We start from the raw sequence: 20,292 nt of genomic DNA on the forward strand, positions 1-20,292 counted from the left end.
ATCGATTGCGATAAAATGTTACGATATAACATATCTTAATCAAGAAGCAATAACGACAAGCTCGCGCTTTTACCGCTGGAAAAATGTCCGGTATGATGAAATGCGTGGCGTTTTGGCGGGGTAAAAATGGATAACAGCATCAATCAGCTCATTGATTCATTAGTGAAAAAACAAACCTGTATTGCAGAAGTACATTTTACCGGTGAGTCACGCCCCCCTGCCGACGCCGCGATCAAGGTTGATTTTCCTCGTCTGAATATTGTCATTGAGGGGCAGTTGTACGATCTCGCCCTCGGCGATAATGCCGCGCCGCTGCAGCCGCGCGATGTATTGTATATTGCGGGCGATAGCTGGAACTGGCCGCAATGGCAGACACCCTGCCTGCTATTAAGCATCTTGTTCGGCAAGCAGCAGTTGGAATTTTCGCTGCAGCGCTGGAGCGGCGAGGCGCTAAGCCTGGTCCAGAAGATCCAGGTACCGCGCCGCGGGCCGCGCGTGGGTTCATTCCTGCTACAGGCGCTAAATGAAATACGTATGCAGCCGCAGGAGCAGCAAACCGCCCGCAGCATCGTGATTAGCCTACTCAGCCACTGTACCGATCTGCTGGGTAGCCAGGCGCAAACCTCATCGCGCAGCCAGGCGCTGTTCGAGGCGATCCGCCAGTATATCGATCTCCATTTCGCTGAGCCGCTGAGCCGGGAATCCGTAGCCCAGGAGTTTTATCTCTCTCCCAACTATCTCTCGCATCTGTTTCAGAAGTGCGGACCCATGGGCTTTAACGAATACCTCAATCATATCCGCCTCGAACAGGCGCGCATGCTGTTGAAAGGCCATGATATGAAAGTGAAAGACGTTGCTCACGCTTGCGGCTTCGCCGACAGCAACTACTTCTGCCGCCTGTTTCGCAAGAACACCGAACGTTCGCCTTCCGAATACCGCCGCCAGTATCACAGCCAGTTGACGGAAAAATCCCCTGCGCCGTAAAACTAGATTTTTGTAAGTAACTGTCTGCTGATTGCTGGCCACGTACCTTTATAAGCAGGAACAGGCGGACAAATGTGATCTAAATCATCCTTAATCGTAATGCGTACATTTATCCAGTTTTTGGCAAATTTGTCATCTGGCGAGCAAGCAAACGAAAACCGTATCCTTTCCTCAACATCACTGAATTACACATCGAGGAATGGTTATGGAACTCTATCTGGACACCGCGAACGTCGCTGAAGTTGAACGTCTGGCCCGCATTTATCCGCTGGCTGGCGTCACCACCAACCCGAGCATCATCGCCGCCGGCAAAACCCCGGTTTGGGACGTGCTGCCGCGCCTGCAAAAAGCCGTCGGCCCGGAAGGTGTTCTGTTCGCGCAGACCATGAGTCGCGATGCGCAGGGCATGGTGGAAGAAGCCAAACGCTTGAGCAACGCCGTGCCGGGTGTCGTGGTTAAAATCCCGGTTACCGCCGAAGGTCTCGCCGCCATCAAACTGCTGAAAAAAGAAGGTATCCCGACGCTTGGCACCGCGGTCTATAGCGCTTCCCAGGGGCTGCTGGCGGCGCTGGCCGGCGCGAAATACGTCGCGCCATATGTCAACCGCGTCGACGCCCAGGGCGGTGACGGCATTCGCATGGTGCAAGAACTGCAATCCCTGCTGGAAATGCACGCCCCGGAAAGCAAAGTCCTGGCCGCGAGCTTCAAAACCCCGCGCCAGGCCTTGGATTGCCTGTTAGCTGGCTGCGAAGCTATCACCCTCCCCTTAGACGTAGCGCAACAAATGCTCGGCACCCCCGCGGTAGAGTCAGCCATAGAGAAGTTCGAGCAGGACTGGAATAACGCATTTGGCACGTTGAACCTGTAATCCGATCGTCTGCCGCCGGTCGGCGGCTTGCACGTTATCGAGGAGGAATCGAAATGGATCGCATTATTCAATCACCCGGTAAATACATTCAGGGCGCTGGCGCCATCAAGCGCCTCGGCGAATATCTTAAACCGCTGGCCGAACGGTGGCTTATCATCGGCGATAAGTTTGTTCTTGGCTTTGCCGAAGAGCAGTTGCGTACCAGCCTTGGCGGCGCTGGCCTGGTGGCCGAAATCGCACCGTTCGGCGGTGAATGTTCGCAAAATGAAATCAACCGCCTGCGCGATATAGCCAGCAGCGCCCAATGCCATGCGGTGCTCGGCATCGGCGGCGGCAAGACTTTGGATACCGCGAAAGCGCTGGCTCACTATATGCATCTGCCGGTAGTCGTGGCGCCGACCATCGCCTCCACCGACGCGCCGTGCAGCGCGTTGTCTGTTATCTATACCGACGATGGGGAATTCGAAAGCTATTTGATGCTGCCGCACAACCCGAACATGGTGGTTGTCGATACGCAGATCGTCGCGGCCGCGCCAGCTCGCCTGCTGGCCGCCGGGATTGGCGATGCGCTGGCGACCTGGTTTGAAGCCCGCGCCTGCTCGCGCAGCGGTGCGACCACAATGGCGGGCGGTAAATGCACTCAGGCAGCGCTGGCACTGGCGGAACTCTGCTACAACACGCTGGTTGAAGAAGGCGAAAAGGCGATGCTTGCCGCCGAGCAGCATGTGGTTACCCCAGCGCTCGAGCGGGTGATCGAAGCCAACACCTACCTGAGCGGCGTCGGCTTTGAGAGCGGTGGGCTGGCGGCGGCGCACGCGATTCACAACGGTTTGACCGCCATCCCGGACGCCCATCACTTCTATCACGGCGAGAAGGTCGCGTTTGGTACCCTGACGCAGCTGGTGCTGGAAAACGCGCCGGTGGAAGAGATAGAAACCGCGGCGGCGTTGTGTCACAGCGTCGGCCTGCCCATCACGCTGGCGCAGCTCGATATTAAAGGCGACATCCCGGCCAAAATGCGCACGGTCGCGGAGGCCGCCTGCGCCGAAGGCGAAACCATCCACAACATGCCGGGCGGCGCCTGTGCCGACCAGGTTTACGCCGCGCTACTGGTTGCCGACCAATACGGTCAGCGTTTCCTGCAAGAGTGGGAATAACCTGCCCCAAATGCCCGGCATTTGCCGGGCATAACGCTTAACGAGTAATACCTTGCCTGGTAATCTGAGGTTGACGTTTTTTAAGGCTGATTATCGCCAGCGCCGCGACGATCAGCACAATACCAGCGCCTTCCACTAGCCCCGGATTTTCACCCAGCAGCCACCAGGAAAACAGCACGCCGCAAACCGGTACCGCCAGCGTACTCAGGCCGGCGACGCTGGCAGGCAGGTTACGCAGAACATACAGCCACAGACTCCAGGCCACCGCCGTCGCCAGGATTGCGCTATAGGCCAGTGCCCAAAAAACCCCAGGTTGCCAGTCAATGCTGCGCTGCGGCACCAGCCACGCCACCACGCTCATCACCAGCGCGGCATACAGCATCTGCCAGGCGGTTAACGACAGTAAATCGAGGCGCGGATAGCGGCGATACATGCGTTTGGCGACAATCGCGCTCGCCCCCCAACTGATGCCGGAGAGGATCGCCAGCAGCGCGCTTTTCATCGAGGAGAAATCCAACTGCCAGGGCTGCAGCACCAGCAGTAGACCGCACGCCGCCAGTACGATAGCGGCATATTGTAGCCGCCGCATGCGCTCGCCTAAAAACAGCGCCGCCATGATCACCACCCAGAACGGCATGGTATAGCTGAGAATGGCGACTTTACCTGCGCCGCCGCTCATCAGCGCCCACTGCGCCAGACCGACCATGCCGCAGGTTTGCAGCAGCGCAATCGCCAGGGTGTAACCAAACGGCGTTGGCCGCATGCCGCGCCCGCGCAGCGCCAACACCGCCATCAACACAATCGCGCCGAAAATACAGCGCAGGGCGGTAAAATCGAAAGCGCCGATATAGAGCGTTACCTGTTTCATCGCAATCCAGCTGTAGCTCCAGATAAGCGTCAGCAGGACGAGGCCGCAACCGGCCAGGAGATTGCTGTTCCTTGCAACCGTCATAACTTCTCCACCGTCATGATTTTTGCGGGCACTATACTCTCTTTGGCGGCAGGTTGCTTAAGGGCAGAGCGCACTTTTCGTGCGAAAAAAGAGGGCGGCGAATTGCAGTTCGCCGCCCCGACAGGAATGAAAAAATAGTTAAAACAGGTAATTACGCTGGACGCACGCCCAGGGTATGGCAAATGGCATAGCTCATTTCGGCGCGATTCAGGGTATAGAAGTGGAAATCTTTCACTCCTTCGCGGCTTAAAATTTTCACCATGTCCATGGCGATATTCGCCCCTACCAGTTGGCGCGTTTCGGCATCGTTATCCAACCCTTCGAACATTTTCGACATCCAGGTCGGAATACGCACGTTCGTCATATCGGCAAATTTCTTCGCCTGTTTAAAGTTGGAGACTGGCAGAATGCCCGGAATAATTTCCACATCGATACCGGCGGAGACGCAGCGGTCACGGAAACGCAGGTAGCTTTCGACATCAAAAAAGAACTGAGTGATCGCGCGATTAGCGCCCGCTTCTACTTTACGTTTCAGGTTCAATAAGTCGGCCTGCGCGCTTTTGGCTTCCGGATGCACTTCCGGATAGGCGGCGACGGAGATATCAAAATCACCGACGTCTTTTAGCAGCGTCACCAGGTCGGCGGCGTACATCTCCGGCTTGCCGCTACCCGGCGGCAGGTCGCCGCGCAGCGCGACGATATGGCGGATACCGTTGTTCCAGTAATCCTGGGCAATCGCGCGCAGTTCATCACGGCTGGCGTCGATACAGGTCAGGTGCGGCGCTGCTTCCAGACCGGTGCGGTCTTTAATGCCCTTGATAATGCTATGAGTGCGGTCGCGCTCGCCGGAGTTCGCCCCGTAGGTGACGGAAACAAACTTCGGCTTCAGGCTGCTTAAGCGATCGATGGATTTCCACAGGGTTTGCTCCATTTCACTGGTACGCGGCGGAAAGAATTCAAAGGACACATTAATCTGGCCCTGGACTTCCGCCAGGCTCTGATTCAGGGCTTCCCGCTGATTGGCGTGAAAAAAGCTCATACCTTACCTCATCAATCGCATTATATTTATCAGTCGTGTTGCGAACTTCTATACGTTTAGACGTCCAGATGTAAAAATGACGGAAAAGCGGGCGGGCGTCAATAGAAAAATCTGCGTAAACAGTGAGGAATTTTCAGTCAAAGTGAAAAAAGTTCATCTGGCGTCAGGCCAGGCGCGTTAATTATCCGCAAGATCAAAGAGCCCACGCTGCCGACGCAGCATCTCACCCTCTCAGGGCAGCTGGTGGCGCGGGAATGAGCATAATGAAGGCCGGCCCTACGGGCCGGCCTGAGAGGAGAGATTACAGCAACTGCGCCAGACGATTAATATCTGACTGAATAGCCCCGGCGGTGACATCGCGACCCGCGCCTGGCCCGCGGATCACCATTGGATTATCGCGATACCAGCGACTCTCGATGGCGAAGACGTTATCGCACGGCAGCAGCGCCGCCAGCGGATGTTCCTGACGCACTGCTTCTACCCCGACGCGCGCTTTACCGTTAGCATCAAAACGCGCCACGTAACGCAACACCAGCCCCATCTCACGGGCGGCTTCAAGGCGCTGCAGCATCTGTTCGTTCAGCTCTTCGCCGTTCTCAAAGAAGTGGTCAACCGAGCCCTCTTCGCAATGCGCCGGAACCAGCGATTCCACGCGCACCTGATCCGGCTCGATATTGTAACCAGCTTCGCGCGCCAGGATCACCAGCTTGCGCATCACGTCTTTACCTGACAGGTCAACACGCGGGTCCGGTTCGGTCAGCCCTTGCTGCCAGGCCTGATCCACCAGTTCGGTAAATGGCACCGTGCCGTCAAACTGCAGGAACAGCCAGGAGAGCGTACCGGAGAAGATACCGCTCAGCCCCAGGATGGTATCGCCGCTGTCGATGAGATCGCGCACCGTATGGTTAACCGGCAAGCCTGCGCCGACGGTGGCGTTATACAGCCAGTGACGGCCAGTCTTTTCGAAGGCGTCGTGGATCTGGCGATATTTATCGCTGCTGCTGGCGCCCGCCAGCTTATTGGCGCTGATCACGTGAAAACCGTGGCTGGCGAAATCCAGATACTGATCGGCCAGCTGTTCGCTGGCGGTCACGTCCAGCACCACTAAATCATCATAAGGGTGCGCGCGCATCCACAGGAATAGCGATTCTTCATCCTGCTCAACCGCTTCATCTTCAAAGAATGCCAATGCGCGACTGGCATCCAGACCTTCATAGTTCAGCAGGCTACGTCGGCTATCCACCACCCCAGCCAGCAGGAACTCAAAGCCGGTGCGGGCGGAAAGCGTGCTCTGCTCGCGCGCGAACAACTCCAGCCAGCGGGAGCCAATATTACCTTTGCCAAACAGCACCAGACCGATGCGTTTCTCAGCGCGGAACACGGAATGATGCAGCCCCTGAATCAGGCTCTCGGTTGGGCCGGCGCGCAGCACCGCCACCAGGCTGATGCCCTCTTCCGATTGCCAGGTAAACTCTACTGGCTGCCCTTTCAACTGCTGCCAGAAACGGTGGCAGTGCAGCGGATTGCGGGTCACGCCCGCGCCGACCATCGCCACCAGCGCCAGCTTCTGGCGCAGACGCAGCTCGCCCGGCAGGCCCGCCTCGTCCAGCAGCTTCAGCGCGCTGTCGGCCACTTCAGAGGTGTAACAGAACTGCAGCAGCTTACGGTCGGCATGCACGCCCACCGCCAGCGGGCGCAGCTGCGCGCGTTTGAAAATCTGATCCAGCTCTTTATGCGCCAGTTTGAAATCCTGACCAGCCGGCACCTGGAATTCAATAAGGCAGACGTCGTCGTGACTGGTGACAATACGCGCGCCGGTGCCAGATGCCAGCACGCGCTCAATGCGCGTCGAACCCTGGTCCGGGGTATAGCTGCAGCGCAGCTGTAAATCGATATCGCTGCCGGAAACCGGCTGTAGCGTACGCGCATGCAGTACCGGCGCCGCCAGGCGAGCCAGCTCGCTGGCCTCATCAAGGCGCAGCAGCGGCAGCAGGCACGCATCTTTCACTTTACGCGGGTCGGCGCTATAGACCCCGGCCACATCGCTCCAGATGGTGACGCGGGAGACCCCGGCCAGCGCGCCAATTTGGGTGGCGGAGTAGTCGGAACCGTTACGGCCCAGCAGCACGGTTTCTCCGGCATTGTTGCGGGCGATAAAGCCGGTCACCACCAGCCGTTTGTTGGGGTGCTGCGCCATCAACTGTTGTAACAACGGGTAGGACAAGCCTTCATCAACCTGCGGCTGCGCGGCGCGTTCCGCGCGCAGGAAGGCGCGCGCGTCCAGCCAGGCGGCTTCAACGCCAAGGTGATTCAGTACCGCCGCCATCAGGCGTGCGGACCACACTTCGCCGTGGCCGACGACTTCAGCATATACCGCATCGGTGATGCCGCTATCCAGCAGGCCCGCCAGACGTTCAAGATCGTGAATAAACGTCGCGATCAGCGCGTCAGCGGCGTCCGCCGGCAACAGGCTGGCGATTAGATCCATTTGATAGCGACGCAGCGCTTGTTGCACCTGATGCGCAGAAAGACGATCGGTCTGGCTTAGCTGCAGCCAGCTAATCAGCTGGTTGGTGGTGCTACCGGCGGCAGAGACGACCATCATATCGCCTGCCTGCGCATAGTCGGTCATGATCCCGGCGACGCGCAGGTAACATTTCGCATCCGCTAAACTACTCCCACCAAATTTGTGCAGCTGACGACCCTTCGCCCCTGCCTGCGCAATCACACTCATCTTTATTCCTCGTTTGCTGCCCGGAAGCCATTTTCCAGGTCGGCAATTAAATCTTCACCATCTTCAATACCGGTCGAAATACGCAGGAGCGTTTCCGAGATCCCTGCCGCCGCACGCGCTTCCGGCGCCATGCCCGCATGCGTCATCGTCGCCGCATGGGAAATCAGGCTCTCAACGCCCCCCAACGATTCCGCCAGCGTAAATAGCGATAAACCGCTCAAGAAGCGACGCAGCGTCTGCTCATCGCCATCGAGCTCGAAGCTTAGCATCGCCCCAAAACCTTTTTGCTGACGCGCCGCAATCTCATGCCCCTGGTTTTCCGGCAGGGACGGATGATACAGCTTTTTCACCAGTGGCTGGGTTTTCAGATAGTCGACTATCGCCTGCGCGTTGCGCTGCGCCACTTCCATTCGCGGAGATAGGGTACGCAAACCACGCAATAACAGATAGCTATCAAACGCCCCGCCGGTGACGCCGATATTATTCGCCCACCATGCCAGTTCGGTGACAGTTTCAGGATCTTTGGCAATCACCACCCCGGCGACCACATCAGAGTGGCCGTTGAGATATTTGGTGCACGAATGCAACACCAGATCGGCGCCCAGCGCCAGCGGATTTTGCAACGCCGGGCTCAGGAAGGTGTTATCCACCACGCTCACCGCGCCGGCTTCACGCGCCAGCCCGCAGATTTTCGCAATATCGACCACCCGCAGCAATGGGTTGCTCGGGCTTTCGACCAGCACCAGCTTCGGTTGTTCCGCTAGCGCTTCACGTAATGCCTGTTCATCGCTTTGATCGACAAAGCGCACGCGATAGCAGCCGCGTTTCGCCAGGCTGTCAAACAGACGATAGCTGCCGCCATAACAGTCGTGCGGCGCCACCAGCAGATCGCCCGGTTTCAGGAACACCGTGGTCACCAGCAGAATAGCCGACATTCCGGTATTGGTCAGTACCGCGCCCGCGCCGCCTTCCAGTTCCGCCAGCGCGCGCTGTACGACATCGCGAGTCGGGTTGCCGCGACGGGAATAATCGTGGGCGCGAGGTTCGTTGAAACCGGTGAAATTATAGGTGCTGGAGAGGTGGATCGGCGGGACAACGCAACCGTACTGTTCGTCGTCATTTAAACCGCTACGCACTGCAATGGTGGCCTGTTTACGCGTCATGTTGGACAGTTCCTGGGCTGTTCGGTGAGAAGTCAGGCCTCAGAGTAATCATTGTCACAATAGACGTCAATACATCTGGACATCTAAACTTCTTTGCGTATAGATTGAGCAAAAGACAAATAGCCGTTAAAATTATATGCATTAGCGCACGTCGGCGGCGGCTTATATCATGTCGGAAAGCACGCTCATACGGTAAACTACGCGCAATTATGGTCGGGCGTAATGTTCTGGCCCTTAACTAATAAACAGAGGATTAAGGTATCTCATGGCTGAATGGAGCGGCGAATATATCAGCCCATACGCTGAGCACGGTAAGAAGAGTGAGCAAGTAAAAAAAATTACGGTTTCCATTCCTCTGAAGGTGTTAAAGATCCTCACCGATGAACGCACGCGTCGTCAGGTGAACAACCTGCGTCACGCCACGAATAGCGAACTGCTGTGCGAGGCGTTCCTGCATGCCTTTACCGGTCAACCGTTGCCTAACGATGAAGACCTGCGTAAAGAGCGCAGCGATGAAATCCCGGAAGCGGCGAAAGAGATTATGCGTGAACTGGGTATCGACCCGGATACGTGGGAATACTAAGACATAAAAAAAGCGGAAGATATCTTCCGCTTTTTTTATCCCTCGGCCTGGCCAGACGAAGGATACAAAAAAGCCGCCCTGAGGCGGCTTTTTCTGGCAACTTACTTGCTGCCCGGGATGCTGAAGCGCTTGTTGAAGCGGTCAACACGGCCACCGGTAGCAACATCACGCTGTTTGCCGGTGTAGAACGGGTGGCATTTACCGCACACGTCGAGGTTCAGGTCGTGACCAACGGTGGAACGGATTTTCATGACATTACCGCAAGAACAGGTAGCAGTAATTTCGTCGTAATTTGGGTGAATACCTTTTTTCATGGGAGAACCTCAGTTAAGGCCGCGTCGCTCTTCCAGCCCTAACGCCAGACACCACGCGATATTAATAATTTCCCGACGACCTTCGCGCAGCTGGCGTAAACCGGCTTAGCGAATTTCCCGGGTTTTGGGATGTTTGATGCGGCATAAAGCGCACCAAAGGCGGCGAATCATACAGAATTTGACCAGCAGATGCAAACTTATCCGCGTCACCTTCGGTAATGTGTATACTAACCCGCCAGATTTCAAGTCAGGAAGATTCCATGTCCGTCGCTCATGTCGCCCTGCCCGTTCCGCTGCCCCGCACCTTTGACTATTTGTTGCCTGAAGGCATCCCGGTCAAGGCGGGCTGTCGCGTACGCGTGCCGTTCGGCAAACAGGAGCGGATCGGTATCGTGGTGTCGGTCAGCGAACGTAGCGAACTCCCGCTCGCCGAACTCAAACCGGTCGCCGAAGCGCTGGATAGCGAACCGGTATTTTCCTCTACCGTCTGGCGCATGCTGCTATGGGCCGCGGATTACTATCATCATCCCATCGGCGACGTGCTGTTCCACGCGCTGCCGATTATGCTGCGCCAGGGCAAACCGGCCAGCGCCGCGCCAATGTGGTACTGGTTTGCGACGGAACAGGGACAAGCGCTGGATATCAACAACCTTAAACGCTCGCCGAAGCAGCAGCAGGCGCTGGCGGCGCTGCGCCAGGGCAAAATCTGGCGCTATCAGGTCGCAGAACTTGAATTCAATGACGCGGCGCTACAGGCGCTGCGTGGCAAAGGGCTGGCGGAGCTAGCCTACGAAGCGCCAGCGATTATTGACTGGCGGACCAGCTTCGCGGTGCCCGGCGAACGGCTGCGCCTGAATACCGAGCAGGCGACCGCCGTCGGGGCAATTCATAGCGCCTCCGACCGTTTCTCCGCCTGGCTGCTGGCGGGTATTACCGGCTCAGGGAAAACGGAGGTCTATCTGAGCGTGCTGGAGAACGTGCTGGCGCAGGGTCGACAGGCGCTGGTGATGGTGCCGGAAATCGGCCTGACGCCGCAGACTATCGCCCGCTTCCGCCAGCGTTTTAACGCCCCGGTGGAGGTCCTGCATTCGGGTCTCAACGACAGCGAGCGCCTCGCATCATGGTTAAAGGCGAAAAATGGCGAAGCGGCGATCGTTATCGGCACCCGCTCGTCGCTGTTTACACCGTTTAAAGACCTCGGCGTTATTGTCATCGACGAAGAACACGATAGCTCCTATAAACAACAGGAAGGCTGGCGTTATCACGCTCGCGACCTGGCGGTATGGCGCGCCCATAGCGAACAGATCCCGATTATCCTCGGCTCGGCGACCCCGGCGCTGGAGACGCTCTATAACGTGCGCCAGCGCAAGTATCGTGAGTTAAAGCTGACCAAACGCGCGGGCAACGCCCGCCCGGCGCAGCAGCACGTGCTGGATTTAAAAGGCCAGCAGTTGCAGGCGGGCCTATCGCCTGCGCTGATTAACCGCATGCGACAGCATCTGCAGGCCGACAATCAGGTGATCCTGTTTTTGAACCGCCGCGGTTTCGCCCCGGCGCTGCTGTGCCACGACTGCGGCTGGATAGCGGAGTGTCCGCGCTGCGATAGTTACTACACCCTGCATCAGGCGCAGCATCATCTGCGTTGCCACCACTGCGACAGCCAGCGCCCCATTCCGCGCCAATGTCCTTCCTGCGGGTCGACGCACCTGGTGCCAGTGGGTCTCGGGACTGAACAGCTGGAGCAGGCGCTGGCGCCGATGTTCCCTGATGTACCAATCTCACGTATCGACCGCGATACCACCAGCCGTAAAGGGGCGCTGGAGCAATATCTTGCCGACGTCCATCGCGGCGGCGCACGCATTCTGATTGGCACCCAAATGCTGGCTAAGGGACATCATTTCCCGGACGTCACCCTGGTGTCGCTGCTGGATGTCGACGGCGCGCTGTTTTCCGCCGACTTCCGCTCGGCGGAGCGTTTTGCCCAGCTCTATACCCAGGTCTCCGGCCGCGCCGGGCGCGCGGGCAAGCAGGGTGAAGTGATCCTGCAAACCCATCATCCGGAACACCCGCTGCTGCAGACCCTGTTGTATAAAGGCTACGATGCGTTTGCCGAGCAGGCGCTGGCGGAACGGCAAACCATGCAGCTACCGCCGTGGACCAGTCACGTGCTGATCCGCGCCGAAGACCATAATAACCAGCAGGCGCCGCTGTTTTTACAACAGTTACGTAACCTGTTGCAGGCCAGCCCGCTGGCCGATGATAAACTGTGGGTACTCGGCCCGGTCCCCGCGCTGGCGCCAAAGCGCGGCGGTCGCTGGCGCTGGCAAATTCTGCTGCAGCACCCTTCCCGCATACGTCTACAACATATCGTCAGCGGTACGCTGGCGTTGATAAACACCCTGCCGGAAGCGCGTAAAGTGAAGTGGGTACTGGATGTCGATCCTATTGAAGGCTAAGTCTTCTCTTGCGAGGCGGATCGAAAAATTCAACAACCGTCACGTTTTTCATGAAAATTCTGTAACTCTCAGGCTGTACTATCTGTTAAAAATGTTGCTGATGTCAGCACGCAAGGGATGTGTCTGCGCAGTCAGCGAGGAGAAACCAGGTGAAGCCCAAAAAACAAATGGTTGCCGCCACCATGAAAGACGTCGCCCTGAAGGCAAACGTTTCAACGGCAACCGTATCCCGTGCGCTAATGAATCCCGACAAAGTGTCGCAGGCAACCCGCAGTCGGGTGGAGCAGGCGGCGCAGGAAGTCGGCTATTTACCGCAGTCGCTCGGGCGTAACATGAAACGCAATGAGTCGCGGACGATCCTTGTGATCGTGCCGGATATTTGCGATCCCTTCTTCAGTGAGGTGATTCGCGGCATTGAAGTGACCGCCGCCGACGAAGGCTATCTGGTGCTGATCGGCGATTGCGCCCATCAGAATCAGAAAGAAAAAACCTTTATTGATCTCATTATCACCAAACAAATTGACGGTATGGTGCTGCTGAGTTCGCGCCTGCCGTTCGACGCCAGCGTCGAAGAGCAGCGTAATTTGCCGCCGATGGTCATGTCGAACGAGTTTGCGCCGGAGCTGGAGCTCCCTACTGTGCATATCGATAACCTGACCGCCGCGTTTAATGCTGTTAATTATCTCCACGAACTGGGGCATCAACGTATCGGCTGTATCGCCGGGCCGGAGGATATGCCGCTGTGCCATTACCGGCTGCAGGGATATGTTCAGGCGCTGCGCCGCAGCGGTATCACCGTCGATCCGCACTACATCGCCCGCGGCAACTTTACTTTTGAAGCCGGGGCCAACGCGCTGGAGCAACTGCTGGCGCAGCCGGTGCCGCCGACCGCGGTCTTTTGCCATAGCGACGTTATGGCGCTGGGCGCATTGTCGCTGGCCAAACGTCGCGGCCTGAGGGTGCCGGAAGATTTATCGATTGTTGGGTTTGATAACATCGCGTTGTCTGAATTTTGCGATCCGCCGTTAACTACCGTTTCACAGCCGCGTTTTGATATCGGCCGTGAAGGAATGCTGCTATTACTCGAGCAAATGCAGGGCCGTAACGTCAACAGCGGCTCGCGTCTGCTCGATTGCGAACTGATCGTTCGCGGCAGTACGCAAAAAATCAGACGATAACCATCAGGCTTTCGGGCCTGCTCTTCTGGTCAAAGGCCCGCCGCTTAAGTAACATGGCGGGCTGACGAACGAATATAAGACAGCGAAACGATAGTGGCACAACGAGATTATGTACGCCGCAGCCAACCGGCTCCTTCGCGGCGCAAAAAGAGCAGCCCCCGAAGCTCAAGGAAAAAGCAGAGCAGCCTTCCGGCGATTTCACCGACTATGGTTGCGATCGCAGCGGCCGTGCTGGTGGCCTTTATCGGTGGTCTGTATTTCATTACCCATCACAAGAAAGAAGAAGCGGAGGCGCTGCAGAACCGTCAGGCGGCAGGCAACGGTCTCCCGCCGAAACCGGAAGAGCGCTGGCGCTATATTAAAGAGCTGGAAAGCCGCCAGCCGGGCGTTCGCGCGCCGACTGAGCCAACCGCCGGCGGCGAAGTGATGAAACCCGAGCAGCTTACCGACGAGCAGCGCCAGTTGCTGGCGCAAATGCAGGCGGATATGCGTCAGCAGCCTACCCAGCTGACTGAAGTGCCGTGGAACGAACAAACGCCGGCGCAACGTCAGCAGACGCTGCAGCGTCAACGTCTGGCGCAGCAACAGCAGCAGGCGCAACAGCAGCAGTGGGCGCAGACGCAGCAGCAGACCGCGCAGCAGCAGCCGCGCGTCCAGCAGCCGAAGCCGGTGCAGCAACAGCAGCCGAAGCAAACAGCGTCCAACCAGCAGCCGTACCAGGATCTGCTGCAGACGCCGGCGCATAACGCCACTGCGCAGCCGAAAACCCAGGCCGCCGCACCGGTCGCCCGCGTAGAAGAAGCGCCGAAAGCCGCGGCCGCCGAGAAGAAAGACGATCGCAGCTGGATGGTTCAGTGTGGTTCCTTTAAAGGCGCCGAGCAGGCCGAAACCGTGCGCGCTCAGTTGGCCTTTGAGGGCTTTGCTTCGCATATCACCACCAACAACGGCTGGAACCGGGTAGTGATTGGGCCGCTGAAAGGCAAAGAGAACGCCAACGATATGATCAACCGTCTCAAGATGGCCGGACACGCAAACTGCATTCGTCTCGCCGCCAGGGGTTGAAACCCCAAAAATCCCCCCCATCTATAATTGCATTCTGCCCCGCGTAACCCGCGGGGCCCCTATTCCGCTTTTGCAACCAAGGGGTCTGCTCGTGACAACAATAGTTAGTGTTCGCCGTAATGGCCATGTCGTTATCGCCGGTGATGGCCAGGCCACGCTGGGCAACACCGTGATGAAAGGCAACGTGAAGAAAGTGCGTCGTCTGTACAACGACAAAGTGATCGCTGGTTTCGCTGGCGGCACCGCTGACGCCTTCACCCTGTTCGAACTGTTCGAGCGTAAGCTGGAGATGCATCAGGGCCATCTGGTGAAAGCCGCCGTTGAGCTGGCGAAAGACTGGCGTACCGACCGCATGCTGCGCAAACTGGAAGCGCTGCTCGCCGTCGCTGACGAAAACGCGTCGCTTATCATCACCGGTAACGGTGACGTGGTTCAGCCAGAAAACGATTTGATTGCGATTGGCTCCGGCGGGCCATATGCCCAGGCCGCCGCTCGCGCGCTGCTGGAAAACACCGAAATGGGCGCTCGCGACATCGCCGAGAAAGCGTTGGATATTGCAGGGGATATCTGCATCTATACCAACCACTTCCACACCATCGAAGAATTACCTTCTAAAGCGTAAGGATCTCCCATGTCTGAAATGACCCCACGCGAAATTGTCAGCGAACTGGACAAACATATTATCGGCCAGGACGCGGCCAAGCGTTCTGTTGCTATCGCCCTGCGAAACCGCTGGCGCCGTATGCAGCTTAATGAAGAGCTGCGTCATGAAGTCACGCCGAAAAACATTCTGATGATAGGCCCGACCGGCGTCGGTAAAACCGAAATCGCCCGTCGCCTGGCGAAGCTGGCCAACGCGCCGTTCATCAAAGTTGAAGCGACCAAGTTCACCGAAGTGGGCTATGTTGGTAAAGAAGTGGACTCTATCATCCGCGATCTGACCGACGCTGCGATCAAAATGGTACGCATGCAGTCCATCGATAAAAACCGCTATCGCGCCGAAGAAATGGCCGAAGAGCGTATCCTCGACGTGCTGATCCCGCCGGCGAAAAATAACTGGGGCCAGGCTGAACAGCCGCAGGAACCTTCCGCTGCGCGCCAGGCATTCCGCAAGAAACTGCGCGAAGGCCAGCTTGACGACAAAGAGATCGAAATCGATCTCGCCGCGGCGCCGATGGGCGTTGAAATCATGTCCCCTCCGGGCATGGAAGAGATGACCAGCCAGCTGCAGTCCATGTTCCAGAACCTGGGCGGCCAGAAACAGAAACCGCGTAAGCTGAAAATCAAAGACGCGATGAAGCTGCTTATCGAAGAAGAAGCGGCGAAGCTGGTTAACCCGGAAGAGCTGAAGCAAGAAGCTATCGACGCCGTTGAACAGCACGGTATCGTGTTCATCGACGAAATCGACAAAATCTGTAAGCGCGGCGGCAACGCCTCCGGCCCGGATGTGTCTCGTGAAGGCGTTCAGCGCGACCTGCTGCCGCTGGTGGAAGGCTGCACCGTCTCCACTAAACACGGGATGGTGAAAACCGATCACATTCTGTTTATCGCCTCCGGCGCGTTCCAGGTCGCCAGCCCATCAGATTTGATCCCGGAACTGCAGGGCCGTCTGCCGATCCGCGTTGAGCTGAAAGCGCTGACTACCCATGATTTCGAACGTATTCTGACCGAGCCGAATGCCTCTATCACCGTGCAGTACAAAGCGCTGATGGCGACCGAAGGCGTGAATATCGAATTCACTGAAGATGGTATCAAGCGTATCGCTCAGGCGGCATGGCAGGTTAACGAAACCACCGAAAACATCGGCGCGCGTCGCCTGCACACGGTGCTGGAACGTCTGATCGAAGACATCTCTTATGATGCCAGCGAAATGAACGGCCAGACGGTGACCATCGACGGCGATTATGTCGGTAAACACCTGGATGTTCTGGTGGCAGATGAAGATCTGAGCCGTTTTATCCTATAATCCGGTTCAATGCATTTTCATCACACACGGTGGGGCTATGATAGCCCCATTTTTTTGGCTGAAAGAAATGACTGAACAACCGATAACACGCACTAAGGCCTGGCTTGAAAGCCTGCGTCCAAAAACATTACCTCTGGCTTTCTCCGCTATCATCGTCGGCACCGCGTTGGCGTGGCAGCAAGGCCACTTCGATCCGCTGGTCGCGCTGCTGGCGCTTATTACCGCCGGTTTGCTGCAAATTTTATCTAATCTCGCCAATGATTATGGCGACGCCGTCAAAGGCAGCGATAAACCTGACCGTATCGGGCCGCTGCGCGGAATGCAAAAAGGCGCCATCACCCAGTCGCAGATGAAACGCGCGCTGATCGTAACAGTAGCGCTGATTTGCCTGTCCGGCCTGGCGTTGCTGTTCTCCGCCTGGCAGACAATGGCGGACTTCATCGGCTTTATGGTACTCGGCGGGTTGTCGATTATCGCCGCTATCACCTATACCGTTGGCACGCGTCCTTACGGCTATATTGGCCTTGGCGATATCTCGGTGCTGGTTTTCTTCGGCTGGCTGAGCGTCGTCGGCAGTTGGTATCTGCAGGCGCACAGCATCGAGGCGGTTATTTTCCTGCCCGCTACCGCCTGTGGCCTGCTGGCCGCCGCGGTTCTGAATATCAATAACCTGCGCGATATCGATAGCGACCGCCTGAACGGTAAAAACACGCTGGCGGTTCGTCTGGGGCCGGTGAACGCTCGCCGTTATCACAGCGTCCTGCTGCTTGGCGCTCCGTTGTGCCTGGCGCTGTTTAACCTGCTGGCGCTGCACAGTCTATGGGGCTGGCTGTTTATTCTCGCCATTCCGCTGCTGGTAAAACAGGCGCGTTTTGTCATGCGTGAACGCGAACCGGTGGCGATGCGTCCGATGCTCGAACGCACGGTCAAAGCGGCATTATTAACCAACCTGCTGTTTGTCATCGGGATTATCGGCAGCAAGCTGGCGGCATAACTGACAAATATCAATTAACAATTGATGATTTTGCAAACAATGCAGTTCACGGGATATACTAAAAATTCTCGCAGCAACTGAACGTTAAGCCTATGAAATACGATACTTCCGAGCTTTGCGACATCTACCAGGAAGATGTCAATGTCGTGGAACCGCTGTTTTCCAACTTTGGAGGGCGGTCGTCGTTTGGTGGACAGATCATTACGGTAAAATGTTTCGAGGATAACGGGTTGCTCTACGATCTGCTCGAGCAGAATGGCCGTGGTCATATTCTCCTTATCGACGGCGGCGGTTCCGTGCGACGCGCGTTAATTGACGCCGACCTGGCGCGTCTGGCGGTACAGAACGAATGGGAAGGGCTGGTGGTCTATGGCGCGGTGCGCCAGGTTGACGACCTGGAAGATTTAGATATCGGTATCCAGGCGTTAGCCGCCATTCCTGTGGCCGCTGCAGGGGAAGGTATCGGCGAAAGCGACGTGCGCGTCAATTTCGGCGGCGTCACCTTCTTCTCCGGCGATCATCTGTATGCCGACAATACCGGTATCATCCTTTCCGAGGATGCGCTGGATATCGAATAACGCGCTCTATAACGCCCTAATAAAAAAGGCCTTCTCACTGAGAAGGCCTTTTTGTTATGCCGCGAAACTTAGTACAGTTTCTTCGCGCAATCCATCCAGTCAGACTTGAACGGACGCTTCATATTTTCGATAGCATCAATGATGTCGTGGTGAACCAGCTTCTCGTTCTGGATACCAACACAGCGGCCGCCAAAGCCCTGCAGCAGCAGTTCAATAGCATATGCGCCCATACGGGAAGCCAGAATACGGTCGTAAGGAACCGGAGAGCCGCCGCGCTGAATGTGACCCAGCACGGTCGCACGAGTTTCACGGCCCGTTTCTTTCTCAATGAAGCTAGCCAGTTCGTCAACGTCGCACATGTGCTCGGTGATGGCCACGATCGCGTGTTTCTTACCTTTCGCGATGCCGGCTTTGATTTCAGCCACCAGATCGTCACGGGTATATTCTACTTCCGGCACCATGATGAACTCACAGCCGCCGGCAATCGCCGCCGCCAGAGTCAGATCGCCGCAATAGCGGCCCATCACTTCCACCACAGAGATACGCTGGTGCGAAGAGGAGGTGTCACGCAGGCGGTCAATCGCTTCAACAACGGTGCTCAGCGCGGTAAAGAAACCGATGGTGTAGTCAGTACCTTTGATGTCGTTGTCGATGGTGCCCGGCAGGCCGATGCAAGGGAAACCCATCTCGGTCAGACGCATCGCACCCATATAGGAACCGTCGCCGCCGATAACAACCAGCGCGTCCAGGCCGCGCTTTTTCATATTTTCAATGGCGACAGCGCGAATATGCTCTTCGCGGAATTCCGGGAAACGAGCGGAGCCGAGGAAGGTACCGCCACGGTTGATCATGTCGGACACGCTGTAACGGTCAAGCTGAACCATGCGATCTTCATACAGGCCGAGGTAACCGTCATAGATTCCAAAAACTTCCAGACCTTCCGTTAATGCCGCGCGCACAACGCCGCGAATTGCTGCGTTCATGCCCGGCGCATCACCGCCACTTGTCAACACACCGATTTTCTTAATCATGACTACCTCTGAACTTAGGAAGCAAAAAATAATCCTGTTGCCTGAAGCGCTCCCATACCAGGAGTGCACGACGATAATTGCAATAGTATATCAAACGCTTCTGGCTGAATTGATTCAGGTCAGACCAAATGGCGGTAATTTATACAAAAAATGCCTACCCGCCCCACATTTTTACATCGAGTTTACAGACTATAACCGAAAGCTCAAAAAACGCCCTGCCGCGCCGGCGGCACCACAGAACAGGGATCCTGATGGATGATGACATCCGATCCCGGGAAACGGCGTAAAATAGCCTGCTCCACCTGGTCGGCGATCACGTGCGCCTGTACCAGTGGGAGGTTATCTTCCATTTCCAAATGTATTTGAATAAAGCGAGTCGGCCCTGACTGCCGCGTTCGTAGATCGTGCGCGCCGCTGACGCCGGGCCAGCTGTTCACGATACTGATGATTTCCTGACGTTCCTCATCCGGAAGCGCACGGTCTAATAACGATTGCACCGCGTCGTAACCCATACGCAGCGCGCTATATAAAATATAGATGCCAATCCCTAATGCAAACAGCGCATCGGCGCGGTGCCAGCCGTACCAGGAGAGGCCGAGGGCGATAAGAATAGCGCCGTTCATCATAACATCAGACTGATAATGAAGCATATCCGCACGCACGGCTTGGCTCTGGGTTTTTCTGACCACCCAGCGCTGAAAGGTCACCAGCATCAGGGTGCTTATCAAGGCGATCAGCGTCACCACCATCCCGACGCCCGCCGCCTGCATCGGTTCAGGGCGAATCAGATGCTGGATCCCGGTCAGGAACAGAAACAACGCCGAACCGGAAATAAACATGCTCTGCGCCAACGCCGCCAGCGATTCCGCTTTCCCATGGCCAAAAGTATGTTCTTCATCAGCAGGTTGTAGCGAGTAACGCACCACCAGCAGGTTGGTCAGCGAGGCGGCAATATCTACCAGCGAATCCACCAGCGCCGCCAGAATACTCACCGAACCGGTATACCACCACGCAAAAATTTTGATCAAAAGTAACACGGAGGCCATCGCCGTCGCGGCAATAGCCGCGCGACTCACCAGCCGCCCATAAGATTGATTCATAAACGCTCCTTTTCCGGCGATGCGCTTAGTATAACCTGAACTTTTACCCGGAAGATGAACGGGCATGCGGCGGCTGAGGCGAAAAAAGACAAAAAAAACCCCCACATCATGTGGGGGAAGACAGGGATGGTGT

The 20,292-nt window shown here is 56.9% G+C and carries 17 protein-coding genes and 1 pseudogene; 11 read left to right on the forward strand and 7 right to left on the reverse strand.

Annotated features, from left to right (window positions below):
* Window positions 1-4: 4 nt before the first annotated feature.
* The 3 genes and pseudogenes from ABLU80_RS16330 (at window position 5) to ABLU80_RS16340 (ending at window position 3,009) form a co-directional block, all read left to right on the forward strand.
* Window positions 5-984, forward strand: a pseudogene (locus ABLU80_RS16330) (AraC family transcriptional regulator).
* Between the two features lie 205 nt (window positions 985-1,189).
* Window positions 1,190-1,852 carry a fructose-6-phosphate aldolase gene (gene fsa / locus ABLU80_RS16335; protein ID WP_285199149.1) on the forward strand — a complete coding sequence of 221 codons (663 nt, stop codon included), beginning with the start codon at window positions 1,190-1,192 and terminating at the stop codon, window positions 1,850-1,852.
* A gap of 53 nt (window positions 1,853-1,905) precedes the next feature.
* A complete protein-coding gene (locus ABLU80_RS16340; protein WP_015703952.1) occupies window positions 1,906-3,009 on the forward strand; it encodes a glycerol dehydrogenase in 1,104 nt (367 codons plus the stop codon).
* Window positions 3,010-3,046: 37 nt separating this feature from the next.
* On the opposite strand, the gene ABLU80_RS16345 is transcribed toward ABLU80_RS16340, so the two are convergent.
* The 4 genes from ABLU80_RS16345 to metB all read right to left on the reverse strand — a co-directional run bounded on the left by ABLU80_RS16345 (window position 3,047) and on the right by metB (window position 8,897).
* Complete coding sequence (locus ABLU80_RS16345) at window positions 3,047-3,961, reverse strand: DMT family transporter (RefSeq protein ID WP_015368920.1); 915 nt, start codon at window positions 3,959-3,961, stop codon at window positions 3,047-3,049.
* A 151-nt stretch (window positions 3,962-4,112) separates the two neighbouring features.
* Entirely contained in the window at window positions 4,113-5,000 is an 888-nt protein-coding gene (gene metF, locus ABLU80_RS16350) for a methylenetetrahydrofolate reductase (protein ID WP_015368922.1), read from the reverse strand.
* A 301-nt stretch (window positions 5,001-5,301) separates the two neighbouring features.
* Window positions 5,302-7,734, reverse strand: coding sequence for a bifunctional aspartate kinase/homoserine dehydrogenase II (locus ABLU80_RS16355; protein WP_015703951.1), 2,433 nt, complete (start codon window positions 7,732-7,734; stop codon window positions 5,302-5,304).
* Between the two features lie 2 nt (window positions 7,735-7,736).
* Window positions 7,737-8,897 carry a cystathionine gamma-synthase gene (gene metB / locus ABLU80_RS16360; RefSeq protein WP_015368924.1) on the reverse strand — a complete coding sequence of 387 codons (1,161 nt, stop codon included), beginning with the start codon at window positions 8,895-8,897 and terminating at the stop codon, window positions 7,737-7,739.
* A 265-nt stretch (window positions 8,898-9,162) separates the two neighbouring features.
* Here metB and metJ point away from each other — a divergent pair, with 265 nt between their 5' ends.
* The gene (gene metJ, locus ABLU80_RS16365) at window positions 9,163-9,480 is read left to right on the forward strand and encodes a met regulon transcriptional regulator MetJ (RefSeq protein WP_004107547.1); all 318 of its coding nucleotides are present in this window, start codon (window positions 9,163-9,165) and stop codon (window positions 9,478-9,480) included.
* A gap of 101 nt (window positions 9,481-9,581) precedes the next feature.
* Here metJ and rpmE read toward each other — a convergent pair whose 3' ends face one another.
* A complete protein-coding gene (gene rpmE, locus ABLU80_RS16370) occupies window positions 9,582-9,794 on the reverse strand; it encodes a 50S ribosomal protein L31 (protein ID WP_015368925.1) in 213 nt (70 codons plus the stop codon).
* Window positions 9,795-10,054: 260 nt separating this feature from the next.
* Here rpmE and priA point away from each other — a divergent pair, with 260 nt between their 5' ends.
* The 7 genes from priA (at window position 10,055) to rraA (ending at window position 18,028) form a co-directional block, all read left to right on the forward strand.
* Entirely contained in the window at window positions 10,055-12,250 is a 2,196-nt protein-coding gene (gene priA, locus ABLU80_RS16375) for a primosomal protein N' (RefSeq protein WP_348850212.1), read from the forward strand.
* Window positions 12,251-12,399: 149 nt separating this feature from the next.
* Window positions 12,400-13,428: a DNA-binding transcriptional regulator CytR gene (gene cytR / locus ABLU80_RS16380; RefSeq protein ID WP_015368928.1), complete on the forward strand. Its 1,029-nt coding sequence runs from the start codon at window positions 12,400-12,402 to the stop codon at window positions 13,426-13,428.
* Between the two features lie 93 nt (window positions 13,429-13,521).
* The gene (gene ftsN, locus ABLU80_RS16385; RefSeq protein ID WP_072058443.1) at window positions 13,522-14,490 is read left to right on the forward strand and encodes a cell division protein FtsN; all 969 of its coding nucleotides are present in this window, start codon (window positions 13,522-13,524) and stop codon (window positions 14,488-14,490) included.
* Window positions 14,491-14,581: 91 nt separating this feature from the next.
* Entirely contained in the window at window positions 14,582-15,112 is a 531-nt protein-coding gene (gene hslV / locus ABLU80_RS16390; protein WP_015368930.1) for an ATP-dependent protease subunit HslV, read from the forward strand.
* Window positions 15,113-15,121: 9 nt separating this feature from the next.
* Window positions 15,122-16,456: an HslU--HslV peptidase ATPase subunit gene (hslU, locus tag ABLU80_RS16395; protein ID WP_015368931.1), complete on the forward strand. Its 1,335-nt coding sequence runs from the start codon at window positions 15,122-15,124 to the stop codon at window positions 16,454-16,456.
* A gap of 67 nt (window positions 16,457-16,523) precedes the next feature.
* Entirely contained in the window at window positions 16,524-17,450 is a 927-nt protein-coding gene (menA, locus tag ABLU80_RS16400; RefSeq protein WP_026612186.1) for a 1,4-dihydroxy-2-naphthoate polyprenyltransferase, read from the forward strand.
* A 92-nt stretch (window positions 17,451-17,542) separates the two neighbouring features.
* Complete coding sequence (rraA, locus tag ABLU80_RS16405; RefSeq protein ID WP_015703948.1) at window positions 17,543-18,028, forward strand: ribonuclease E activity regulator RraA; 486 nt, start codon at window positions 17,543-17,545, stop codon at window positions 18,026-18,028.
* A 68-nt stretch (window positions 18,029-18,096) separates the two neighbouring features.
* Here rraA and pfkA read toward each other — a convergent pair whose 3' ends face one another.
* On the reverse strand, window positions 18,097-19,059 hold the full coding sequence (gene pfkA / locus ABLU80_RS16410; RefSeq protein ID WP_015368934.1) for a 6-phosphofructokinase: 963 nt from the start codon (window positions 19,057-19,059) through the stop codon (window positions 18,097-18,099).
* Window positions 19,060-19,262: 203 nt separating this feature from the next.
* Window positions 19,263-20,159: a CDF family cation-efflux transporter FieF gene (gene fieF / locus ABLU80_RS16415; RefSeq protein WP_015368935.1), complete on the reverse strand. Its 897-nt coding sequence runs from the start codon at window positions 20,157-20,159 to the stop codon at window positions 19,263-19,265.
* Window positions 20,160-20,292 lie beyond the last annotated feature (133 nt).

The organism is Klebsiella sp. CN_Kp104 (genome assembly GCF_040064515.1).
Classification (GTDB): Bacteria; Pseudomonadota; Gammaproteobacteria; order Enterobacterales; family Enterobacteriaceae; genus Klebsiella; species Klebsiella aerogenes.

Coding starts and splice junctions, on each gene's coding strand:
- metF (WP_015368922.1), bottom strand. CDS start 5,000: ATGAGCTTTTTTCACGCCAATCAGCGGGAAGCCCTGAATCAGAGCCTG.
- metJ (WP_004107547.1), top strand. CDS start 9,163: ATGGCTGAATGGAGCGGCGAATATATCAGCCCATACGCTGAGCACGGT.
- rraA (WP_015703948.1), top strand. CDS start 17,543: ATGAAATACGATACTTCCGAGCTTTGCGACATCTACCAGGAAGATGTC.
- metB (WP_015368924.1), bottom strand. CDS start 8,897: ATGACGCGTAAACAGGCCACCATTGCAGTGCGTAGCGGTTTAAATGAC.
- ABLU80_RS16345 (WP_015368920.1), bottom strand. CDS start 3,961: ATGACGGTTGCAAGGAACAGCAATCTCCTGGCCGGTTGCGGCCTCGTC.
- hslU (WP_015368931.1), top strand. CDS start 15,122: ATGTCTGAAATGACCCCACGCGAAATTGTCAGCGAACTGGACAAACAT.
- rpmE (WP_015368925.1), bottom strand. CDS start 9,794: ATGAAAAAAGGTATTCACCCAAATTACGACGAAATTACTGCTACCTGT.
- priA (WP_348850212.1), top strand. CDS start 10,055: ATGTCCGTCGCTCATGTCGCCCTGCCCGTTCCGCTGCCCCGCACCTTT.
- ABLU80_RS16340 (WP_015703952.1), top strand. CDS start 1,906: ATGGATCGCATTATTCAATCACCCGGTAAATACATTCAGGGCGCTGGC.
- fsa (WP_285199149.1), top strand. CDS start 1,190: ATGGAACTCTATCTGGACACCGCGAACGTCGCTGAAGTTGAACGTCTG.
- fieF (WP_015368935.1), bottom strand. CDS start 20,159: ATGAATCAATCTTATGGGCGGCTGGTGAGTCGCGCGGCTATTGCCGCG.
- ABLU80_RS16355 (WP_015703951.1), bottom strand. CDS start 7,734: ATGAGTGTGATTGCGCAGGCAGGGGCGAAGGGTCGTCAGCTGCACAAA.
- pfkA (WP_015368934.1), bottom strand. CDS start 19,059: ATGATTAAGAAAATCGGTGTGTTGACAAGTGGCGGTGATGCGCCGGGC.
- menA (WP_026612186.1), top strand. CDS start 16,524: ATGACTGAACAACCGATAACACGCACTAAGGCCTGGCTTGAAAGCCTG.